Annotated in this window: 9 protein-coding genes; 7 read left to right on the forward strand and 2 right to left on the reverse strand. The window is 37.3% G+C overall.

Annotated elements, in window-relative coordinates; translation table 11 throughout:
* Positions 1-4: 4 nt before the first annotated feature.
* The 7 genes from BC781_RS12415 (at position 5) to BC781_RS12445 (ending at position 15252) form a co-directional block, all read left to right on the forward strand.
* Entirely contained in the window at positions 5-1480 is a 1476-nt protein-coding gene (locus BC781_RS12415; RefSeq protein ID WP_109618133.1) for a family 16 glycosylhydrolase, read from the forward strand.
* 83 nt (positions 1481-1563) lie between these two features.
* Complete coding sequence (locus BC781_RS12420; RefSeq protein ID WP_109618135.1) at positions 1564-3033, forward strand: hypothetical protein; 1470 nt, start codon at positions 1564-1566, stop codon at positions 3031-3033.
* A gap of 4 nt (positions 3034-3037) precedes the next feature.
* Positions 3038-6289 carry a glycoside hydrolase family 2 TIM barrel-domain containing protein gene (locus BC781_RS12425; protein ID WP_109618137.1) on the forward strand — a complete coding sequence of 1084 codons (3252 nt, stop codon included), beginning with the start codon at positions 3038-3040 and terminating at the stop codon, positions 6287-6289.
* A gap of 332 nt (positions 6290-6621) precedes the next feature.
* Positions 6622-9753: a SusC/RagA family TonB-linked outer membrane protein gene (locus tag BC781_RS12430; protein WP_109618140.1), complete on the forward strand. Its 3132-nt coding sequence runs from the start codon at positions 6622-6624 to the stop codon at positions 9751-9753.
* A gap of 19 nt (positions 9754-9772) precedes the next feature.
* Positions 9773-11461: a RagB/SusD family nutrient uptake outer membrane protein gene (locus BC781_RS12435; protein ID WP_109618142.1), complete on the forward strand. Its 1689-nt coding sequence runs from the start codon at positions 9773-9775 to the stop codon at positions 11459-11461.
* A 20-nt stretch (positions 11462-11481) separates the two neighbouring features.
* The gene (locus tag BC781_RS12440) at positions 11482-13113 is read left to right on the forward strand and encodes a hypothetical protein (RefSeq protein ID WP_109618144.1); all 1632 of its coding nucleotides are present in this window, start codon (positions 11482-11484) and stop codon (positions 13111-13113) included.
* 270 nt (positions 13114-13383) lie between these two features.
* A complete protein-coding gene (locus BC781_RS12445; protein WP_109618146.1) occupies positions 13384-15252 on the forward strand; it encodes an Ig-like domain-containing protein in 1869 nt (622 codons plus the stop codon).
* Between the two features lie 109 nt (positions 15253-15361).
* On the opposite strand, the gene BC781_RS12450 is transcribed toward BC781_RS12445, so the two are convergent.
* Together BC781_RS12450 and BC781_RS12455 are read right to left on the reverse strand one after the other, a co-directional pair.
* A complete protein-coding gene (locus BC781_RS12450) occupies positions 15362-17335 on the reverse strand; it encodes a SpoIIE family protein phosphatase (protein WP_158281459.1) in 1974 nt (657 codons plus the stop codon).
* Between the two features lie 325 nt (positions 17336-17660).
* A complete protein-coding gene (locus tag BC781_RS12455) occupies positions 17661-19307 on the reverse strand; it encodes a SulP family inorganic anion transporter (RefSeq protein WP_109618150.1) in 1647 nt (548 codons plus the stop codon).
* Positions 19308-19359: the final 52 nt, after the last annotated feature.

A 19359-nucleotide genomic window follows, 5' to 3' on the forward strand; every position in this document is an offset into this window, starting at 1 on the left:
AAAGATGAAAATAATATCAGTTGGACTAATTTTTCTACTCGTTCTTGTCCAAGAAACTTTTGCTCAAACTCCGGTCTCTCATCCAGATTTTAAGTGGGAAAAAGTAGAGGAATTGTCGGATGAATTCGATGCCTTGGATTTACAAAAATGGACGAACGATCCGAATGATTGGGGGATTTGGTCTTGGGAGCCTGAGTTGGCTTATGTAGAAGGTGGAGACTTGAAAATCAAGATGATTCAAGATACCCATACTAGAAATAATAGTGAATTTTATTATAAATCGGGGATTATCAGAAATCATGAGACAATCACTTATGGTTATTTTGAAACTCGAATGAAGGGGAGTGAAAGATTTCCAGGAGCCTGTCCTGCGTTTTGGTTGTACAGTATCAATCAACCAAATCCGACAGAAGAAGGACAATCTAAGTATTGTGAAATAGATGTGGTGGAGTTGACACAGCGCGAATGGAATTTTGATACCAATGATTGGGAAGGGCCAGAAGCCATTGATATGAACCTTCATGCAGTAGTCTTAAAAAATGGGGAATTAGCTCAAATAAGACCGAGGTCATCACCCGAAATTGCGAAGACAAAATGGTATGCAGATTTTGACCCAAGAGATGACTATCATACTTACGGTGTGTTGAGCAGAGCCGATTCTATTTTTTGGTACATAGATGGGATAGAAAGGGGGCGAAAAGAAAATCTATATTGGCATTTGCCCATGCATATTACAGTGTCAATGGGTTTGAGAAGTCCGTTTGAAAGATATGATGAAAACGGACAAAGACAGCCTGTTCCCGAAGCGACAACCACAGAGGGTTTCCCGACACACATGCATTGTGACTATGTGAGAGTGTGGGAAGCTGCACCTCAAATAATCTCCAATCCTTCTCAGTACGAGACGTTAAGCGGAGCGTTAAATTTTGATTGTTACTTTGATGCGGGTAGTGGTTTTATAGCGTCTTCTGGCCTGAATGTCAGATTACAAGAAATGAATGAAAATGGACAGTTGGTAAAGGAATATACACAAACTGATAATAGTATAATCGGAAGAGCTGCGGGAAAGCTAGTGGTGAATATGGATATCTCTGAAGTTCCATTTACATCCAGTCTTCCCAATGGAAATTATTATCAGATTGTTGCGAGTTTTATTTCATCAAAAGACGGAGGAATAACAGTAAATCTATCCAACCAGATTGTAGGTATTGAGGTGGAAGAACTGGCAATTACTTCAACTGATCATTCATCATTGGGTAAAATTGAGCTTTTTCCGAATCCTGCAAAAGATGAAATTAAGATTTTAGGGATAGAAGAGAAGTGTCAGATGATCATTTTCGATGTACATGGTAAGGTACATTTAAGGAAACAACTGACAAAAGATGAAAGTATTGGAATTTCTCAACTACCAATCGGAGTCTATTGCTTGAAGCTTGAATCCGCTCAGGGTGAAAGGACACTGCGATTTTTAAAAAACTAAGATACAGTAAAGGGAAAGCATTGCTTTCCCTTTTTAATACCAGAAGACATGTTCTTTAATGAATATCCTTAAAATTTAAACCAATGAACTACATTAAAAACTCACTTTTGAGTATTTTTTTTCTTGTAAACATCACTACACTATCGGCTCAACATTTTGAAGTAGTTTCAAACTATAAAGGTTGGAAATGGGATAGTATTTATGTTTACAAAAACCCTTATATCAGCTTGGCCGTCGTTCCAGATGCAGCAGGAAGAGTGTTGGAATACAACCTTGGAGAAACCGCTTCTTTGTGGATCAACCCAAAAGAATTAGGAAAGTCTTATGATAATGGGGATGAAGTTAAGCTTCATGAGTGGCGAAATTTTGGTGGTTATCGACTTGTTCCTATTCCTATGAATAATTGGGCAATAAATACCGCAGGGAGTAAAGTAGAGCGTTGGCCACCTCCTGTGGCGATTGGCGATGCGCCCTATCAAGTCGCAATTTCAGAAGATAAGCAAGGGAAAGAAGTACTTGAAGTACATTCTAAAGTACAACAAATGCCAGTGCCTTTATGGAATGGAAGAGAAAAAGCATTCAGCCAACCTAATTCAGTTGATGAAGAAATCCAGTATAGCAGAACACTGTCTACAGAGGAAAATTCGAGCAGAGTTTTTTATACACATACGCTTAAAAATGTAGGTGAAAAAGAAATTGATAGAGGAATAATGACGACGAGTCAACATATGTCTTGGACAGATTCTTTATTACAAGATGGAGAAAACTTTGTGGCTTATATTCCTTTTAGTACAAAATATAAAATGCCTGATGGAGAACAATTTCATATCAATGTTACCCCCGAAATGCATTGGCGATATGTGCATAGAAACCGAATGCCATTAGATAAAAATAACCCTGAACATGTAGAAAAATATTTCAATGTAGGTACGAATTGGACAGGAGAAGTAGCCCCAGGCATTTTTGAAATCCACTTTGATTATAACATAATGGGCGGTTTCCACATGGTTTCATCTGAATCTTGGTTATGTTATGTCAATAAAACCAACTTGACTGCTTTTGTAAAGATGTTTGCGCCTTATGACCCCACTTTAACCTACGAAGAAGGAGTAAATATCGCGATATACAATAGTGGAATGGAAACTGGCTATCTGGAAACAGAGGTGAAAACACCGATCTACAAACTCAAATCGGGTGAGCATTTCGACTTTGAGGAAATTCATGCAGCCGCTAAAATCTTATCTACGCCTGTCTTGGCGGTTAAGAATGCAGGTATAGTAACCGAATACCTCACATTTGACGAAAAGCAATCTGCTTTAAAAGGAAAGTATGGAGTGTTTTTTAAAGGGAAAGCAATTTTAAAACTGTGGGGTGATTCATCAGAAGTTTTGAAAACCATTGAACTTTCAGAAGTTGATCCTTTACATGGTTTTGAGTTGAATCATGAAATTCAACAAGAGTTGATTGGTCAAGTCTCGAAAGTTGAAATACGAATTCAATCAGTCAACCAAGAAGATTTTTTACTAGATACACTTGATCTGACAAACCTATAAGATAATGAAGATGAAAAGGTATTGGCTTATCGGATGCTTTTTGCTGTGTATAAACCATATTGTACAAGCGCAAAATGATTGGGAAAATGAAGTCGTTTTTGAACGAAATAAATTACCTGCTAGGGTAGCAAGCTATTCTTATAAAACAGAAAAAGAGGCTTTAGAGGGGAATAGAGAGCATGCTCGAATGCTAAATTTAAATGGGAATTGGAAGTTCAAATTTGTTTCAAATACAGAAAGCCGCCCAATGAATTTTTGGGAAACGGAATTTGAGCGAAAAAATTGGGATGAAATCGAAGTGCCTTCAAATTGGGAAATGAAAGGCTACGGGCAGCCAATCTATACGAATATAACCTATCCTTTTACTCCAAATATTCAAAATGCAACATTAAGTTACGATTGGAAAGGGCCACAGCCTCCTTTACCACCCAAAATTTATAGAGAAAACCCTGTTGGAAGTTATTTCCGTGATTTTGAAGTTCCTTCAAATTGGGAAGATCAGTCTGTTATTCTTCATTTTGGAGGAGTTTCATCGGCTTTTTATGTCTGGGTAAATGGAGAAAAAGTAGGCTATAGTCAAGGAAGTAGATTAGCAGCTGAATTTGATGTTACAAACTATCTGAAAGAAGGAAAAAATAGAGTAGCTGTACAGGTTTTCCGTTGGAGTGACGGAAGTTATTTGGAAGATCAAGACATGTGGCGATTGAGTGGTATTCATCGAGAAGTTTTACTACTCGCTCAACCTAAATTAGCCATCAATGATTTTCATGTGCGAACGACATTTGATTCATTGATGCAAAATGTGAAAATGGAAATTCGTCCAGAATTGTGGATGAAGATGAATCCAAGTGAGCTAAACGATTTTAGCATAAAGGCAATGCTTTATGATGAGAATGGACATGAAGTGTTGGATAAGCATTTGAGTGTATCGGCAGAGAAAGTCTTTTTACAAAGGTGGCCACCGAGAGATTTGCCAAAATTTGCACTCCTTGAAGCAGAAGTGAAATCACCCAAAAAATGGTCTGCTGAAAAGCCCAATTTATACACTTTGGTACTTTCGGTACATGATGCTGATCAGAAAGTAGTGGAGGCAAGAAATCATAAAATTGGTTTTAGAAAGATAACCTTCAGCCCTGAAAATACCCTCTTGATCAATGGGGAAGAAACTAAAATTATGGGGGTAAATCGACATGATCATCACCCTGTAAAAGGAAAGGCGGTGAGTCGAGCGGATATGTTAGCCGAAGTTTTACAGCTCAAAAGATTTAATTTCAATGCTGTTCGAACATCGCATTATCCGAATGATCCTTATTTCTTAGAGTTATGTGACCAATACGGACTTTATGTGATGGAAGAAGCAAATGTAGAATGCCATCACCTAGGTAGTTTTATTCCTTATGAACCTTCGTGGTCTGCTCCAATTTTGAGTAGAGTCTATCGAATGGTGGAACGGGATAAAAACCACCCAAGTATCATATCTTGGTCATTAGGAAATGAGTCTGGAACAGGTCCTGCTTTTGCTGCAGCAGCTGGTTGGGTAAAAGATTTTGACCCTTCTCGTTTTGTGCATTACGAAGGAGCGCAGGGAGATCCAACTCATCCGCTTTATCAAGAAGGAGACAATGTTGGTTATACTTCTCAAAATTGGGATGCAATGGCGAATCCTGATGATCCTGAGTTTGTAGATGTAGTGAGTAGAATGTATCCAAATTTACATCAGGTGGTAAACATGTCTCAGAGTCCTTACATCAATCGACCAATAATGATGTGTGAGTACATGCATGCTATGGGAAATTCTGTAGGTGGTTTAGGTGAGTTTTGGGATTTTATCCGTGTGACACCAAATGTGATAGGTGGTTTTATTTGGGATATGAGAGATCAGGGGCTAGAAAAAATAGGACCTGATGGAAAACCTTATTATGCTTATGGTGGCGATTTCGGTGATGTTCCGAATGATGAAAACTTCTGTATAAATGGTGTTTTTGCTTCTGATTTAGCACCACACCCACAGGCTTATGAATGTAAGTATGTGTTCCAGCCTATTGAGTTAAAAGCAGTAGAAATAAAGAAGGGTTTAATGTCGATCACCAATCGATTTACTTTCAGTGATCTTGAGGAGTACACTATAAAATGGACAGTTTCTGAAGATGGAGATGAAATACAGTCGGGTGAATTAGCCAACTTTGAGTTGGCAGCAGGAGAAATAGCTCAAATAAAGATTCCTGTTGAGCGGATTAAGTATAAATCTTCATCGGATTATTGGTTAAGACTAAGTGTACATGAAAAGCAAGATCGAGCTTGGTGTAAGGCGGGTTATGAAATTGCCAAAGAACAATTACTGCTCAAAGCAAGAAAGGAAGTAGGTCAAACAACTAAGGTAAAAAAAGAGAAGTCACGAGTTGAAGAGACTGATCAGATCATTGAAGTCTCTGGCTCTGATTTTAAATTGACGTTCTCAAAAGAAACTGCACGCTTAAGTTCTTTAAATATTGAAGGGAGTGAATATTTAGTTTCTGCTATCAAACCAAATTTTTGGAGACCATCTATTGATAATGATGTCAGAGGGGCTAGCAATAAAGGAATGCGAAAGTCTGAAAAAGTATGGAAAGCATTGGAAGATCGATTTGAAGTTGATCAATTCAGTGTCAGTCAGCAGAATGGAATGGTAGAATTGAAAGTTTTACAATCTACGAAAGGAATAAAACTTTCTACACAATATCTGATCTCAAGTGAAGGGGAAATAGAAATGGAGATGACTGTTGATGCAGATAGTTTGATCACTGAGGATATGGTTCGTTTTGGCTTTACGATGGGAGTATCAGATGAGTTTTCGTTGACAAAGTATTATGGAAATGGACCTTGGGAGTCTTATCGTGATCGTAAGAGATCAGTTGAAATAGGAGTGTATGAAATGCTTGCCGATGACTATTTCTATAATTATGTGAAACCTCAAGAAAATGGAAATCGAACAGAGGTTCGTTGGCTAGAGATGAAAAATAAAGAAGGGAAAGGGATTCGAGTAGAAGGTTTACCTGAGTTTAATTTTTCAATTTGGCCATACTCAGCAGAAAATATAGAACAAGCAGATCATCCTTATGACCTAAAAGCACAAGGTTTTTATACGCTTAATCTCGATTTAATGCAAACAGGTTTGGGAGGGACTTTATCTCAAACTTTACCTCAATATCGAATATCAGCGGGTAAATACAGCCATAAGATAAGTATCTCTCTTTTGAAAACATTAAAGAGCCAATAGTTATTATATTTGTATAATTTATATGCTTTACAAACTACTTATTAAGTGTTAAAAGCTTGATAAGTAGCTTGTAAGCTGGGAAAATAAAACCAATAAACGATAAGTTTTTAAACTCGGAATTTTTGTCCTAATACTTAAAAATTAACAAATAATAAGATGTGGTAAATTTGAAGAAGTGAAGGGTAAATCTAACACATAATCTCCAAGCAGACCTCCTTAATATTGTTAATAGATAATCGCTCATAAAGTTGATTATCTCAAAGTATAATAAATGACCGCCTCTGATTTTGGAGAGCCGTTCATTGATTTTTTATATCACAAAAATGCGACACATGAAAATCAAACAACATGTTAACTGGCGAACTAAGCTCCAAAAATTAGTTCTAGTGTCATTGCTAATGACATGTCTAGGAGCAGTTTATGGCCAAGAAGTTATCATAAGCGGTACAGTCAGCGATAATGAATTTTCGTTGCCTGGTGTAAATGTAAGTGTGAAAGGTACTTCAAGTGGTACTATTACCGATATGGAAGGACGCTACAAGCTAAATGTAGCCAAAGGAGATGTCCTTGTATTTAGTTACGTGGGTTATTTGTCTAAGGAAGTTGAAGTTGGGAATTCTACAGTGATTGATGTGTCCTTAGAACAAGACGTAGAAATATTAGACCAAGTTGTAGTCATTGGTTATGGTACTCAAACCAAAAAGGAAGTGACTGGTGCTGTAAACAATGTATCGGCTGAAGCACTTAACAATGTTCCTACGTCAGACTTGGGAGCTTCTATTCAAGGAGCAGTAGCAGGGGTAAACGTACAAGCCTCTAGTGGTGCTCCTGGTCAACAAGCAAATATTCAAATTAGGGGAGTGGGTTCACTCACAGGTTCTAGAGATCCATTGTATGTGGTAGACGGAATTCCGTATGAAAGCAACCCAAATATTGCTCCTAGCCAAATCAAATCTATTGATATTCTTAAAGATGGAGCATCAGCAGCAGTTTATGGTGTGAGAGCTTCCAATGGTGTGATTTTGATTACAACAAAATCAGGTGAGCAAGGCAAAGTAAAAGTAGACTTTACTTCATGGGGAGGTATTCAGAATATTACTTCTGGCACAGAGTTAATGAATACTCATGAGCAGTTCTATTATGATCAAGTCAGATCACGAGCTTTAGGTATCGAGTCTACAGTTTTAGATGTAAACCCTAGAGCTTTAGAGAATGATACAGATTTTATTGCAGCCATTCAGAATGATAATGCAGCCATTCAGAATTATGAAGTAAATGTATCTTCTGGTAAAGGAGATATGACTTTGAATGCAAACATGAATTACTTCTCACAAGAAGGTATTCTTATCAATTCAAACTTTGACCGTCTAGCTACTCGACTTACAGGGCAGATCAATAAAGAAAAGTTTAAAATGTTTGCGAGTATTGGTTTCCAAAATGAAGAAAGACATAGAGAGCCTTGGGCTTTGTATGAGCAAGCATTGAGACAACCGCCTTGGAATACAGCTATTGAAGATTTACCAACAAATGGAGATATAATTCAGATTCCAGACCAAAATGAAATCACTTATAGTTACTTATCAGGTATTTTATCAAATACAGATATCGAAAATGTAAGAAGATTCAATGTAGCTGTAAATGCTTCTTATGAGTTGGTGAAAGGTTTGACGTTTAGAGTGAGAGCAGGTAGCAATATTCAGAATTCAAAACGTGTTCAGTTTCAGCCAAAATATCTGATTTATGATTTCAAAGGGAATTACAACCCTACAGCTTCAAGACCTCAAGCTAGACAAGAAGAGAACTATGTATGGAATGAGCGAAATACATTAGAAAATATCTTGTCGTATGATAAATCTTTCGGTGATCATAATTTCAATGTAACAGCAGCTTATTCTCTTGAAAAGTATGTGAGCGAGAATGCAGGAATAGAAGGAGTTCATTCACCAAATGGTAATAATGATATTCAAGAATTGGGTGCATTGACTTCTACAGGTAATGCAACAGGTTTTAAATATGTAAGAAGCCTTGTCGGGATGATGGGAAGATTCCAATACAATTACAAAAGAAAGTATATGGTATCAGCTTCTCTGAGAAGAGATGGTACATCACAGTTTAGCGAAGCAAACAGATTCAAAACATTCCCTGGGGTTTCTGTAGGTTGGAATATTGATCAAGAAGATTTCTGGAATGTTCCATTCATGAATGGTTTAAAATTCAGAGCAAGTTATGCACAGTTAGGTAATAACAGGATAGGTGCTAACCCTTACCAAGCTATTCCAGTGATTGAGCAAGGTGTAAATTATATATATGGTAAAGAAGGAGAATTAACTTCAGGGCTGATTTCAAGACAGTTTGCTAATCAAAATTTGTTATGGGAAACTAGTATTTCTACAAATATTGGATTGGACATGGCATTCTTTGACAATAAGTTACAGTTTACTGCTGATGTCTATCAAAGTGATAAAGACAACATGATCTTGGGATATCAATTACCTCCATCTTTAGGAGCATCGATCACAAGACCAGATTATGAAATTGCTAGCTATAGAGCCGTAACTGTGAATGCAGGTAATATGACCAACAAAGGTTTGGAATTATCTTTAACCTACAGAAACGAAACGCCTTATGGCTTGAAGTATAGCTTGGGTGCTACCTTCACTAAAAATAGAAATGAGGTTACTGACCTAAACGGAACAGAAAGAGGCTTTGGAGGAGGTCGTCCGTCATTGACACATAGTTGGATGGATCAGACAACGTTCTTTGCAGTTGGTCATGAAGCAGGATCATTCTTCCTCGTAAAAACGGATGGGATTATCAAAACGGAAGAGGAGCTAGCTGAATACAGACAGATAAATCCAAATGCAATTCTTGGTGATGTGAAGTATGTAGATCAGTTGACAGTTGATACAAACGGTGATGGAATTCCAGATTCGGGTGATGGTAAAATTGATGATAATGATAGAGTGTACATGGGTTCAGGACAAGCAGATTTTGAATCAGGTATGCAACTTTCATTAGACTATAAAGGATTTGACTTCTTTATTCAAGGGTACTATTCGTACGGAGCTGAAATCTTCAATGGAGCAAGATTATACGCTTATGCAGAAGGTAGACACAAAGAGTTATTGGGAATGTGGAGTCCTCAAAACCCGAACTCAGATATCCCTGTAGCTGTAGATAGACAATCTGAAAACGTAAGAGCATATTCAGATTTATGGTTAGAAGATGGTACTTACTTCAGAATTAGAACACTTACGCTAGGTTACAATTTCCAAAAATATGTAAGTGGCATGGGAATCAGCAAAGCACGTTTGTATTTATCGGCAGTAAATCCATTCACATTCACAAAATATACAGGTTACGATCCTGAAGTAGGTGGAGATGGACTTTCATTGAGAGGTGTAGACAGAGGTAACTATCCTGTTTCTAGACAATTCCTAATTGGTGCTCAGCTCAGTTTTTAACCTTTAAAATGGATTAATAATGAAGAATTTTAAACATATAGCTCTTTCAATTTTTGCATCGGGAACACTTTTCTTAGGAAGCTGTGATCATAATGAATTTTTGACAGAGGTCAACCCAAATGCGATTACGGAATCTACTTTTTGGAAGACTGAAGCAGATGCATTTTCGGCACTTACCACAGTGTATGGAGCATTGCAATTCCAATATGTAAGTGGAGGTGGACTTACCTATGAGATCGCCAAAAGTGATTTGGGTGGAACAAATTCATGGACACGTCATTTCGCTTATGTAGCCTTGACTGTGGCTGATAACCAGACCCCTGTATTTAATAAGTGGTCTGAAAACTATGTAGGTATTTTTAGAGCCAACCAGGTAATTGATAATGTACCAACAATGGATGCTTTATCAGAGGAGACAAAAACGGAAATCCTTGCAGAAGCGAGGTTTTTGAGAGCATTTTTCTACTTTGACTTAGCGCATTCATTTGGTCAAGCGATTATCAGAACCACATCAGATGATGAGACGCATAAAGGATTGTCTTCAATTGCTGAAATAAATGAGCAAGTAATTATCCCTGATCTTGAATATGCCATGGCACATTTGCCACAAACAAGACCAGATGCTGAATTAGGACGAGTAACATGGGGGGCAGCAACTACTTTGTTAGGGAAAACTTATTTGTACGACAAAGAATGGGCTAGTGCTGCTGAGAACTTTAAGAAGGTCATAGACTCTGGACTTTATAGCCTCACTTCAAACTTTGGCGATAACTTTAGACATGATATGCCTTACAATTCTGAGGCAATTATGGAAGTCCCTTACGATGGAAGTATTAACCCTGGAAGTGGTAATCCTCATTATATAGATGATGACCCGAATGCAGCAGGAGGAGAGTCAACTTCTTTGGCAAGATGGTATGGCCCTTATTCTTTGGGCGGTTGGCAAGTCGTGATGCCTACCTATTGGATTCATGAATTGATGACTGCAGATGAAGTAGCTGGAGGCGGACAATCATCTAGGTATTTGGCAACTCTTGCGGGCAGAGATTTAGAAGGTTTATACTATGGAGAATCAGGATCGGAATTAAAGTCTGATGTTCCGAGACGTTGGAATTTTGGTGAGAGTTCTTATGTGAAGAAATACACGAATTGGTATCACTTAGGTGAGGAAAATAATGAGTGGAGGTCTTCAATCAATTACAAGCATATGAGACTGGCAGATGTGTACTTGATGTATGCAGAAGCAGTGCTTGAAGGCGAGCAAAATGTAGAAACAGCCATTGACTATATTGATATGGTCAGAGAAAGAGCTGGTGTCATCACGCTTCAAGAATACATGGATACAAATGGTACGATTCCTCAGTTGCATGTTAGCCAAGATTTATATGGAACAAGACCAGAAGTTGTGGCTAATGTAGATAATATTAGAACTCACTTAAGAATGGTAGAAAGACCAACTGAGTTGGCTTTTGAAAATGTGAGATGGAGAGATTTAGTGAGATGGGGTGTAGTTGGCGAAGTTCTTACGTCGCATCACAATGACGAAGTTGCTAGAACAGCAATTGGAGCAGATCCTTCAAGAGCACCTTTATTCATCGAGCAACGTATCAGACCTGACTTTGTCAGCAATCACTCGAATTACAGTGCTGAAGATGATGATTATTTCCCGATTCCTGCAGCAGAAGTTCAAGCTAATGATGCTCTTTAAGTCTTAAAATTGTTTGCAATATGAAACTGAATATCAAAAAATATAGCCAATTTCTTCTTGCTACTGCACTTCCTTTTTTTGCGGGCTGTGGTGAAGAAATGAATATTCCTGAGGTCATCACACCAAGCCATAGTGTGATTAAAGTGTCTCAATCTGGGAATGATAATTTGATTAATATAGATCAAGTGATTGATTTTGCCGATGTTTCGCAAGGGGTGAAATCAAGAACTTGGACATTTCCTACTGAGGAAGGAACCGTTACCGTAGAAGGTGACCCAACTACGGCTCAAGTGAGAGGTATTTTTCATAAAGTAGGAACTTGGGAAGTAGGACTTCATCAAGAATTTAAGAATCAGCCTTATGTAGGAGATGGAACAACTCCAATTGATGGAACATCTTATGACACGACTATAAATGTGACAGTGATGCCTGCTTTGGAAATCTCATCAATGAAGGCAAATCTCTTATCGTCTGATGGACAGGTAGGTGAAGAGTTGCCACTCAATCCATCAACTCCTACAGAAATACCTTTTGGTAGTGTAGTAAGGTTTACTTATCAAGCAATTGGTTCGCCATCTGTTGTTGATGGTAATTTCGATGGAGCACAATTACTTGGAAATGATGCTGAGAACAGTACTTTTGATGTGAAGTATGTGACACTTGATAAAGTGTACAGTGCAAGTCCTGTTCTGATAAGACCAATGCCACAGAGTAGTGATACTTTATACATTGAAAACTTTGTGAAATGTGTACGTTCTGAAGAGCCTGTTACATTGGATGAAGTCATATATGATATGGCTAATGAAGCTAATGTTCATCTAATTTTTTCTAGAGGTCTAAATCCTGCTTCTGTTGCTTCAGAGAACTTTGCTGTAAAAATAACTACAGCAGATGGAGTAGTATTGACACCTGCTTTAGAAGCATCTGTAAACCCAAGTGATGAAAGTATCATCGTGCTAAAGTTAGATGGAGAGCAAATTTATAGTGATGATCAGGTGACTGTGAGTTACTTTGGTGGCGAAGTAGAAACAGCTGATAAGGCTATCGTTGCTGAATTTGAAGATACAGCTCTAAAGATTGTAGAAGAGAATTTATTGGAAACAGCAGGTTACGACTATAGTTTTGAGTCGTCTTCTGTAAATTGGAATGCGGGACAGCCAAGTTGGTTGGGTGGAGATTTTACGAATACACTCGTAAAAACAACAGAAAGAGCAACAGTTGGTATGTACAGCCTTAAAATTTCAGTTAATCCTTACAATGGAGTAGGTGCTTGGGGAAATGGTACGATCATCCAACCTTTTGAAAATGGTGTAGCCCATAACTTCCCTTATGTAGCTGAAGGCAGTAACAAAATAAAAATTGCTTTCGATGGCTATTTAGAAGAAAATGGAGGAGGTATTGATCCAACAATACCAAATCAGTTCAATACAAATATGAGAATGTACTTGAATTGGGGTGCTGGTGGCGCTGAAAAACCACATACAATTGGTGGTACTGAAGAAGGTGTATGGAAGGAATATGTAGATGTTGTGACCGTTTCAAATATTCAGCCTAGCTATGGAATGGCTGTGAAAATAGCTCAGACAGGGCTGGAAAATGTGACGATCTATATCGATAATATCAGAGTGACGAGGTGGAATCCTAGACCATAAACTTTTTTAAAAGAGCCTTTGCAAATGAACTAATGTAAAGGCTCTTTTTTCAATTACTTCATTCAGTATTCAAATGAATGATCAATAAAAAACAGACTTCATTGATTTTCTTTCAACTTCTAAATATAGAAGGGAGATTGTAGAAGTGTGCTCAATCGTTAGTTACAAATATAAAACCCTATATAGACTTTTAAACCCAATGTATTTGGACTCTTTTTCTTAAAGAGAGGCTCAAATACGACTAATTTTTTATTTCCAAAAATTAAAACCATGAAACAGAATTTCATTTCAGTACTGGCTCTGTTGTGTATTGCATTAAATGCATTTGCTCAGAATCAACCACTCACAGCTAAAGAAGGAGAAAATTGGGTCATTAAATGGAACAGATCCGATGATTTCAATGGTACATCAGTCAACCGAAGTATGTGGAATCCCAATGTTTCACATGTAGGTGTTTGGTCGTGGGATAACGACAACGTAACGGTATCAAATGGTACAGCTAAAATCAAAGTAACACAAGAAAATCATACAAGAACATTTTGGGATGGCTGTAACGGAAAACAGGTTCAGAATTTTGAACTATATTATAAGTCTGGGATTTTAAAATCTTTTGCCACAGGTACTTATGGTTATTATGAAGCGAAAATTAAAGGTGCTGATCTGTTCCCCGGAGTATGTCCTGCATTTTGGTTGTACAGTTCGATAGACCGAAGTCTTACAAGCCCAGGAGATGTACAGTATAGTGAAATTGATATTGTAGAAATGCAACAAGGAGATACGGATCACGGTTTTGGGAACAATCCGAAAGGGATGGAACATAATCTTCATACGATTGTGGTCAATGAGAATGGTACACCTACTTGGCATCGACCTAAAGCGTATCCAGAGGAAAACATGAACCTTTATGAAGCTCCATTTGACCCTCGTAATGACTTCCATATTTATGGTTGTGAAGTAACAAAAGAGAAAATCACATGGTATGTAGATGGTGTTAAGGTTGGAGAAAAGGAGAATTTGTATTGGCACCGACCAATGAATGTCACATTCTCAGTAGGACTACGTCGTCAGTTTACAGAATTTAGGTGTAATCAGTTTTATCCTAATGCAGCCAATACTACTACACAAGGTTTCCCAACGACTATGGAAATTGATTATGTGAGAGTTTGGGAAAAAGAAGAAAGTAATACTCCAATAGGAGTTACAGGAGTAAGTTTATCTCCTGCATCTTCATCAATTAGTGTTGGAGCAAGTACAACATTTTCAGCTTCTGTAATGCCTTCAAACGCAAGTAATAAAAGTGTGAGTTGGAGTTCGAGTAACACAAGTGTTGCAACGGTAAGTCAAGCAGGAGTTGTATCTGGTGTAGGCGTAGGAAATGCAACAATTACTGTGACGACAAATGATGGTAATTTTAAAGCTTCATCAACAGTTTCTGTGTCTACAGGAAATGAAGTAGGAGGTGATATTTTCCTTCTTAAAAATAAGCATCAGGGACAAATTGTACATCCAGTTGATAATTCTGAAGGTGCAAAAATCAGTTATAGTACTTCAAATACTCAAGTTACGGATAAAATGAAATGGGAAAAAATAGCTACGAATGGAGTGAACTTTAGACTTAAAAATGTAGCTAGTGGAAAGTACCTTTCTGCTGCAAGTAGTTCAAGTGCTTCTGTTTTAACGCAGTCGAGCTCGCTTAATCCATCAACGGAGTGGAAGATGGTCGCAGCTAGTGGTGGATACTCTTATTTTGAAAATCAATCCAATGGTAATTACTTCAGACCTCATTCAGTTTCTACAGATGTGATCGAAAGACCTAATACAGTTACGAATTATTCTACACAATGGATTTTGGAAGAGGTAAATGCCGCTTCACGAAAGTCTACCTTTCTTGAAAGTGAGGTAGGTTCAGCGCTTAAACTAAGCCCAAACCCTGTTTCCAATCAGCTTAAAGTTAATGGTCTTTCAAAAAAAAATAGCCTTTTAGAAATCTATGATGTTCAAGGTGATATTTTTTACTCAGAGCAAGTTCAAGGTTTAGCTGAGGTGACTATTTCAGTTTCAGAATTTCCTGTTGGTGTGTACATTTTAAATGTATCTAATGATATGGGCTGTTCTAAATTGAAGTTTGTAAAAGAGTAGTCGACTACTCAAGATAGGTAGCTTGTGACATTGAGGATTAGCATAAATAAAACAAGGCATTCTTTAAATTTAAAGAATGCCTTGTTCGTATTTTTAGATTTCGTTTTGCCTAGATTCTAACACCTACAAGTGTGATATCATCTCTTTGCGCTTCATTGCCTTGATGTTTTTCAAGAGCCAACTCGAAGGCTTCTTTTTGTTCTGTCATAGAGAGTCCGTGGACGGCTTCTATGAGTTTTTCTAGCATTGGAGTGCCAAATTTCTTTCTATTCTTGTTCGGGTTATCAATGTATCCATCGGTAGTTAGGTAGATTGAATCACCAGCAGATAAACTCAATTCAGAATTCGAAAACTCCATATTATTTCTATTCCTTTTGTTACCACCAATGCTCAGTCTAGTACCACTAATTTTTTGGAGCTGATTGTCTTTTACATAGTACAGAGGTCTTTTTGCTCCTGCATAAGTAATTTTACAATCATCATTTTCCAAATATTCCATGCGACAAAGTGCGATGTCCATTCCAGCATCATGCTTTTTCCCATGCCTTGTGTAGCTGATTGCTTTGATAAGTTTGGCATGTAAAAGGTTCAGAATTTTACTTGGGTCAGATTCGTATTCTGCTTCTACAATTTCATTGAGTAAGGAGTAGGCAAGTAGTGACATAAAAGCACCAGGAACACCGTGACCTGTACAATCTATGACCGCCAAGAAATGAAAGTTTTGTCTTTTCACTAGCCAATAGAAATCACCAGAGACAATGTCTTTTGGTTTATAAATGACAAAATTATTCTGAAACGAATCTTTCATTCTATTTTCAAAAGGTAATAGTGCCTCTTGAATAATTTGAGCTGCAGAAATACTGTCAGTTAATCTGTTATTATAATCATTAAGATTGATGTTGACCTTTTCAAGGTGGTCTCTCTGAGATAGCACTTCTTCATTAAGCTGTGTGAGCTCTTCGGTTTGAACCATAAGCTCTTGCTGTTGCTCATAGAGTTGACTCTTCTGCTCAGTGAGAATGGTATTCTTACGCTTTCTGTCTCGATTGCTTTTAAATAAGAAAACAAGGAAGAAAATAGTGGTAAACATCCCTACACCTAGCGACATCATTATCCAATTTTGTCTTTCAAGTTGAGCTTCCTGAAGTTCTAATTTCTGCTCGTTCAGTAGATAATCCTTTTGCTTTTGCTCAATTTCATACTGTGCCTGTACTTGAGCCAATTGATTCAACTGCGCTTGGTTGTAGATCTTATCATTTATTCTTTTGTATTCATGATAAGCTTCTAGCGCATTTTTATAATCTTTTTTATTGATGTAGATATCATGAAGAATCAGATATCCTTGACGTTCCAAGTCATCAAACTCATTCTCTTGAGCAATCTTAATTCCTTTATTTACTTCTTTGAAAGCCTTTGTGTTAACATTCATTTTCTGAAAAGTGGTCGCTTTCTTATAAAGTCCACTGATCATACTTGAAGTATAACCGTTTTGTTCAAGGTTATTGATTGCAAAATTAAGTGCCTCTAAGGCTTCATTGAAATTTCCCTTCTCTCTTTGGATATCTGCATAGGAAAGTAAAATGTTAGGCTCGGTTGAATTAAAGGTTTTGTTAGAAATATCAATGGCTTTCAAGATGTAGTAATCAGCACTATCAATCTTATTTAGGTTGATGTAAACCTCTGAAATATTTCTAAGTGTAATCATCTGACTTCTAGGGTCAGGGTTTTCTGCTTGGTTTCTGATCGAGTCTACTTGGAGGAAATATTTTAAGCCTTCTCTTAAATGGTTTTGTGCACAGTAAACAGCTCCAATATTTTGGAGTAAACTAATTTCTTGCTGATCATAATTTAATTTTTTAGCAACTTTCAATGCATTGAAAAAGCTTTGAAGAGCTTCTGCATATTTTGAGTTTGTAAAATGGTTCGAACCCATAGTGTTGTAGGCATCATAAATACCATACTTATAGTCAATACTTTGGGCAATTTCTAAAGCCTCTTCTCCTAACTTTAGCCCTCTTACAGGGTTGATTTGATGATATCGATATCCTAACTCATTCAATAAATAAACCCTATTAGAGTCCACCTGAGTATAGGTTTTTACCTCGTTTTCAAGGCTATCTATAATATTGTGTTGGGCTGATAGCAGAGAAAATGAAAATAAAAAGTATACAAGTAAGCTTGTAAAAGTTACGTTTCTACAATTCATAAAAAATAAATAAAAGTGTATGTTAATTGTATGAATAAGCCTTTAGATATGTGGTAGTGGTGGTGAATATCTAAAACTTATTTTATAGTGTTAATAATTGTATTTATTGGTTAATGGGCGGCAATATACTAGGATATATAAGAATAAAAAAAGCCTCCCTTAAAAATTAAAGGAGGCTCTTAGTTCAATCTTAAAGATTAAATTATTGTGCAGGCTCGATGGCTGTATTATCGAAATCTTTTTGATGAGCAACTACATGATATCTTGGATCATCAATATCATCTTCAATAATTGCATGCAAGTGATAACTATAATTTGCCTTCTTCAGTAACACTTTACACTCTTCACTCAAGTGTTTTAGTTTTACTGTTTTTCCTACTTTTTCATATTTTTCAACAATACTAATGATTGCTTCAATACCAGAGTGGTCAGAAACTCTAGATTCGATAAAGTCAATCTCTACATTTTGTGGATCGCCTTTTACATCAAATTTTGAGTTGAAGTCTGAGATAGAACCAAAGAATAATGGACCCCAGATTTCATATACTTTTGTTCCGTCATTTTTTAGACGTTTACGAGCACGGATTCTTTTTGCATTTTCCCAAGAGAATACCAATGCTGAAACGACAACACCAGCAAGTACTGCAATAGCAAGATCAAAAACTACTGTAAGTCCTGATACAAGAATCAATACAAATGCATCTGATTTAGGTACTTTAGGGATTACTCTAAAGCTTGACCATGCGAATGTTCCGATAACAACCATAAACATTACACCAACAAGAGCAGCGATAGGAACCATCTCGATATAAGCAGATGCAAACAAGATGAAACATAGTAGAGTAACTGCTGCTACAATTCCTGAAAGTCTACCTCTACCTCCTGAGTTGATATTGATAAGTGACTGACCAATCATAGCACATCCACCCATACCACCAAACAAGCCAGTGATGATGTTTGCAGAACCTTGAGCGATACATTCTCTGTTACTGCTACCTCTTGTTTCAGTGATATCGTCAATCAAGTTTAGTGTCATCAATGACTCAATAAGACCAATGGCAGCCAAAATCAAGGCGTAAGGAAGCATGAAAGTAAAAGATTCCCAAGTATAAAGTCCGTTACCTGGTTCAAACAATTGCCATTGTAGTTGAGGAAGTCCACCTTTTAGACCTTCTCCACCACCGTTTCGGATAAATGAACCTACAGTTTGTACATCTAGTCCTCCCGCAATCACAATTGCAGAAACAACCAAGATACCTGTAAGTGCCGCAGGAACTTTCTTAGTTAGCTTAGGTAAGAAATACATGATAGCCATTGTAAGTGCTACCAAAGCAACCATGATATATAATTCACTTCCTTGAAGCCATACTTTTTCTCCTCCAATTGTCTCTTTAAACATTCCCAATTGAGAAAGGAAAATTACGATTGCAAGACCGTTTACAAATCCCATCATAACTGGGTGAGGGATCAAACGAACAAATTTACCCAACTTAAATACCCCAGCACTGATTTGGATAATACCCATAAGGATTACCGTAGCGAAAAGGTAGTTAAGTCCCATATTTTCAACAGGGATAGCCATAGCCATTCCCATTTCATTTCCTTCTTTTACAAGGTTGACCAATACTACAGCCAATGCACCTGTTGCTCCAGAAATCATACCCGGACGTCCACCAAATGCAGCTGTAATTAATCCGATCATAAAAGCCGCATACAATCCTACCAAAGGATCAACACCAGCAACAAAGGCAAAAGCAACCGCTTCCGGTACTAAGGCCAAAGCAACGGTAAGACCCGATAAGATATCATCTTTTGCGTTAGCGGTCTTTTTCTTGATTAGTTCAATCATAATTATTGAAATATTCTCTTAAATTCTGTGAAAAACGGAGGCAAACCTAATG

This window comes from Sediminitomix flava, assembly GCF_003149185.1.
Lineage (GTDB): Bacteria > Bacteroidota > Bacteroidia > Cytophagales > Flammeovirgaceae > Sediminitomix > Sediminitomix flava.

What these genes read in the sequence shown, in the direction of transcription:
- BC781_RS12415 (WP_109618133.1), top strand. Translation starts at nt 5, where the DNA reads ATGAAAATAATATCAGTTGGACTAATTTTTCTACTCGTTCTTGTCCAA.
- BC781_RS12420 (WP_109618135.1), top strand. Translation starts at nt 1,564, where the DNA reads ATGAACTACATTAAAAACTCACTTTTGAGTATTTTTTTTCTTGTAAAC.
- BC781_RS12425 (WP_109618137.1), top strand. Translation starts at nt 3,038, where the DNA reads ATGAAGATGAAAAGGTATTGGCTTATCGGATGCTTTTTGCTGTGTATA.
- BC781_RS12430 (WP_109618140.1), top strand. Translation starts at nt 6,622, where the DNA reads ATGAAAATCAAACAACATGTTAACTGGCGAACTAAGCTCCAAAAATTA.
- BC781_RS12435 (WP_109618142.1), top strand. Translation starts at nt 9,773, where the DNA reads ATGAAGAATTTTAAACATATAGCTCTTTCAATTTTTGCATCGGGAACA.
- BC781_RS12440 (WP_109618144.1), top strand. Translation starts at nt 11,482, where the DNA reads ATGAAACTGAATATCAAAAAATATAGCCAATTTCTTCTTGCTACTGCA.
- BC781_RS12445 (WP_109618146.1), top strand. Translation starts at nt 13,384, where the DNA reads ATGAAACAGAATTTCATTTCAGTACTGGCTCTGTTGTGTATTGCATTA.
- BC781_RS12455 (WP_109618150.1), bottom strand. Translation starts at nt 19,307, where the DNA reads ATGATTGAACTAATCAAGAAAAAGACCGCTAACGCAAAAGATGATATC.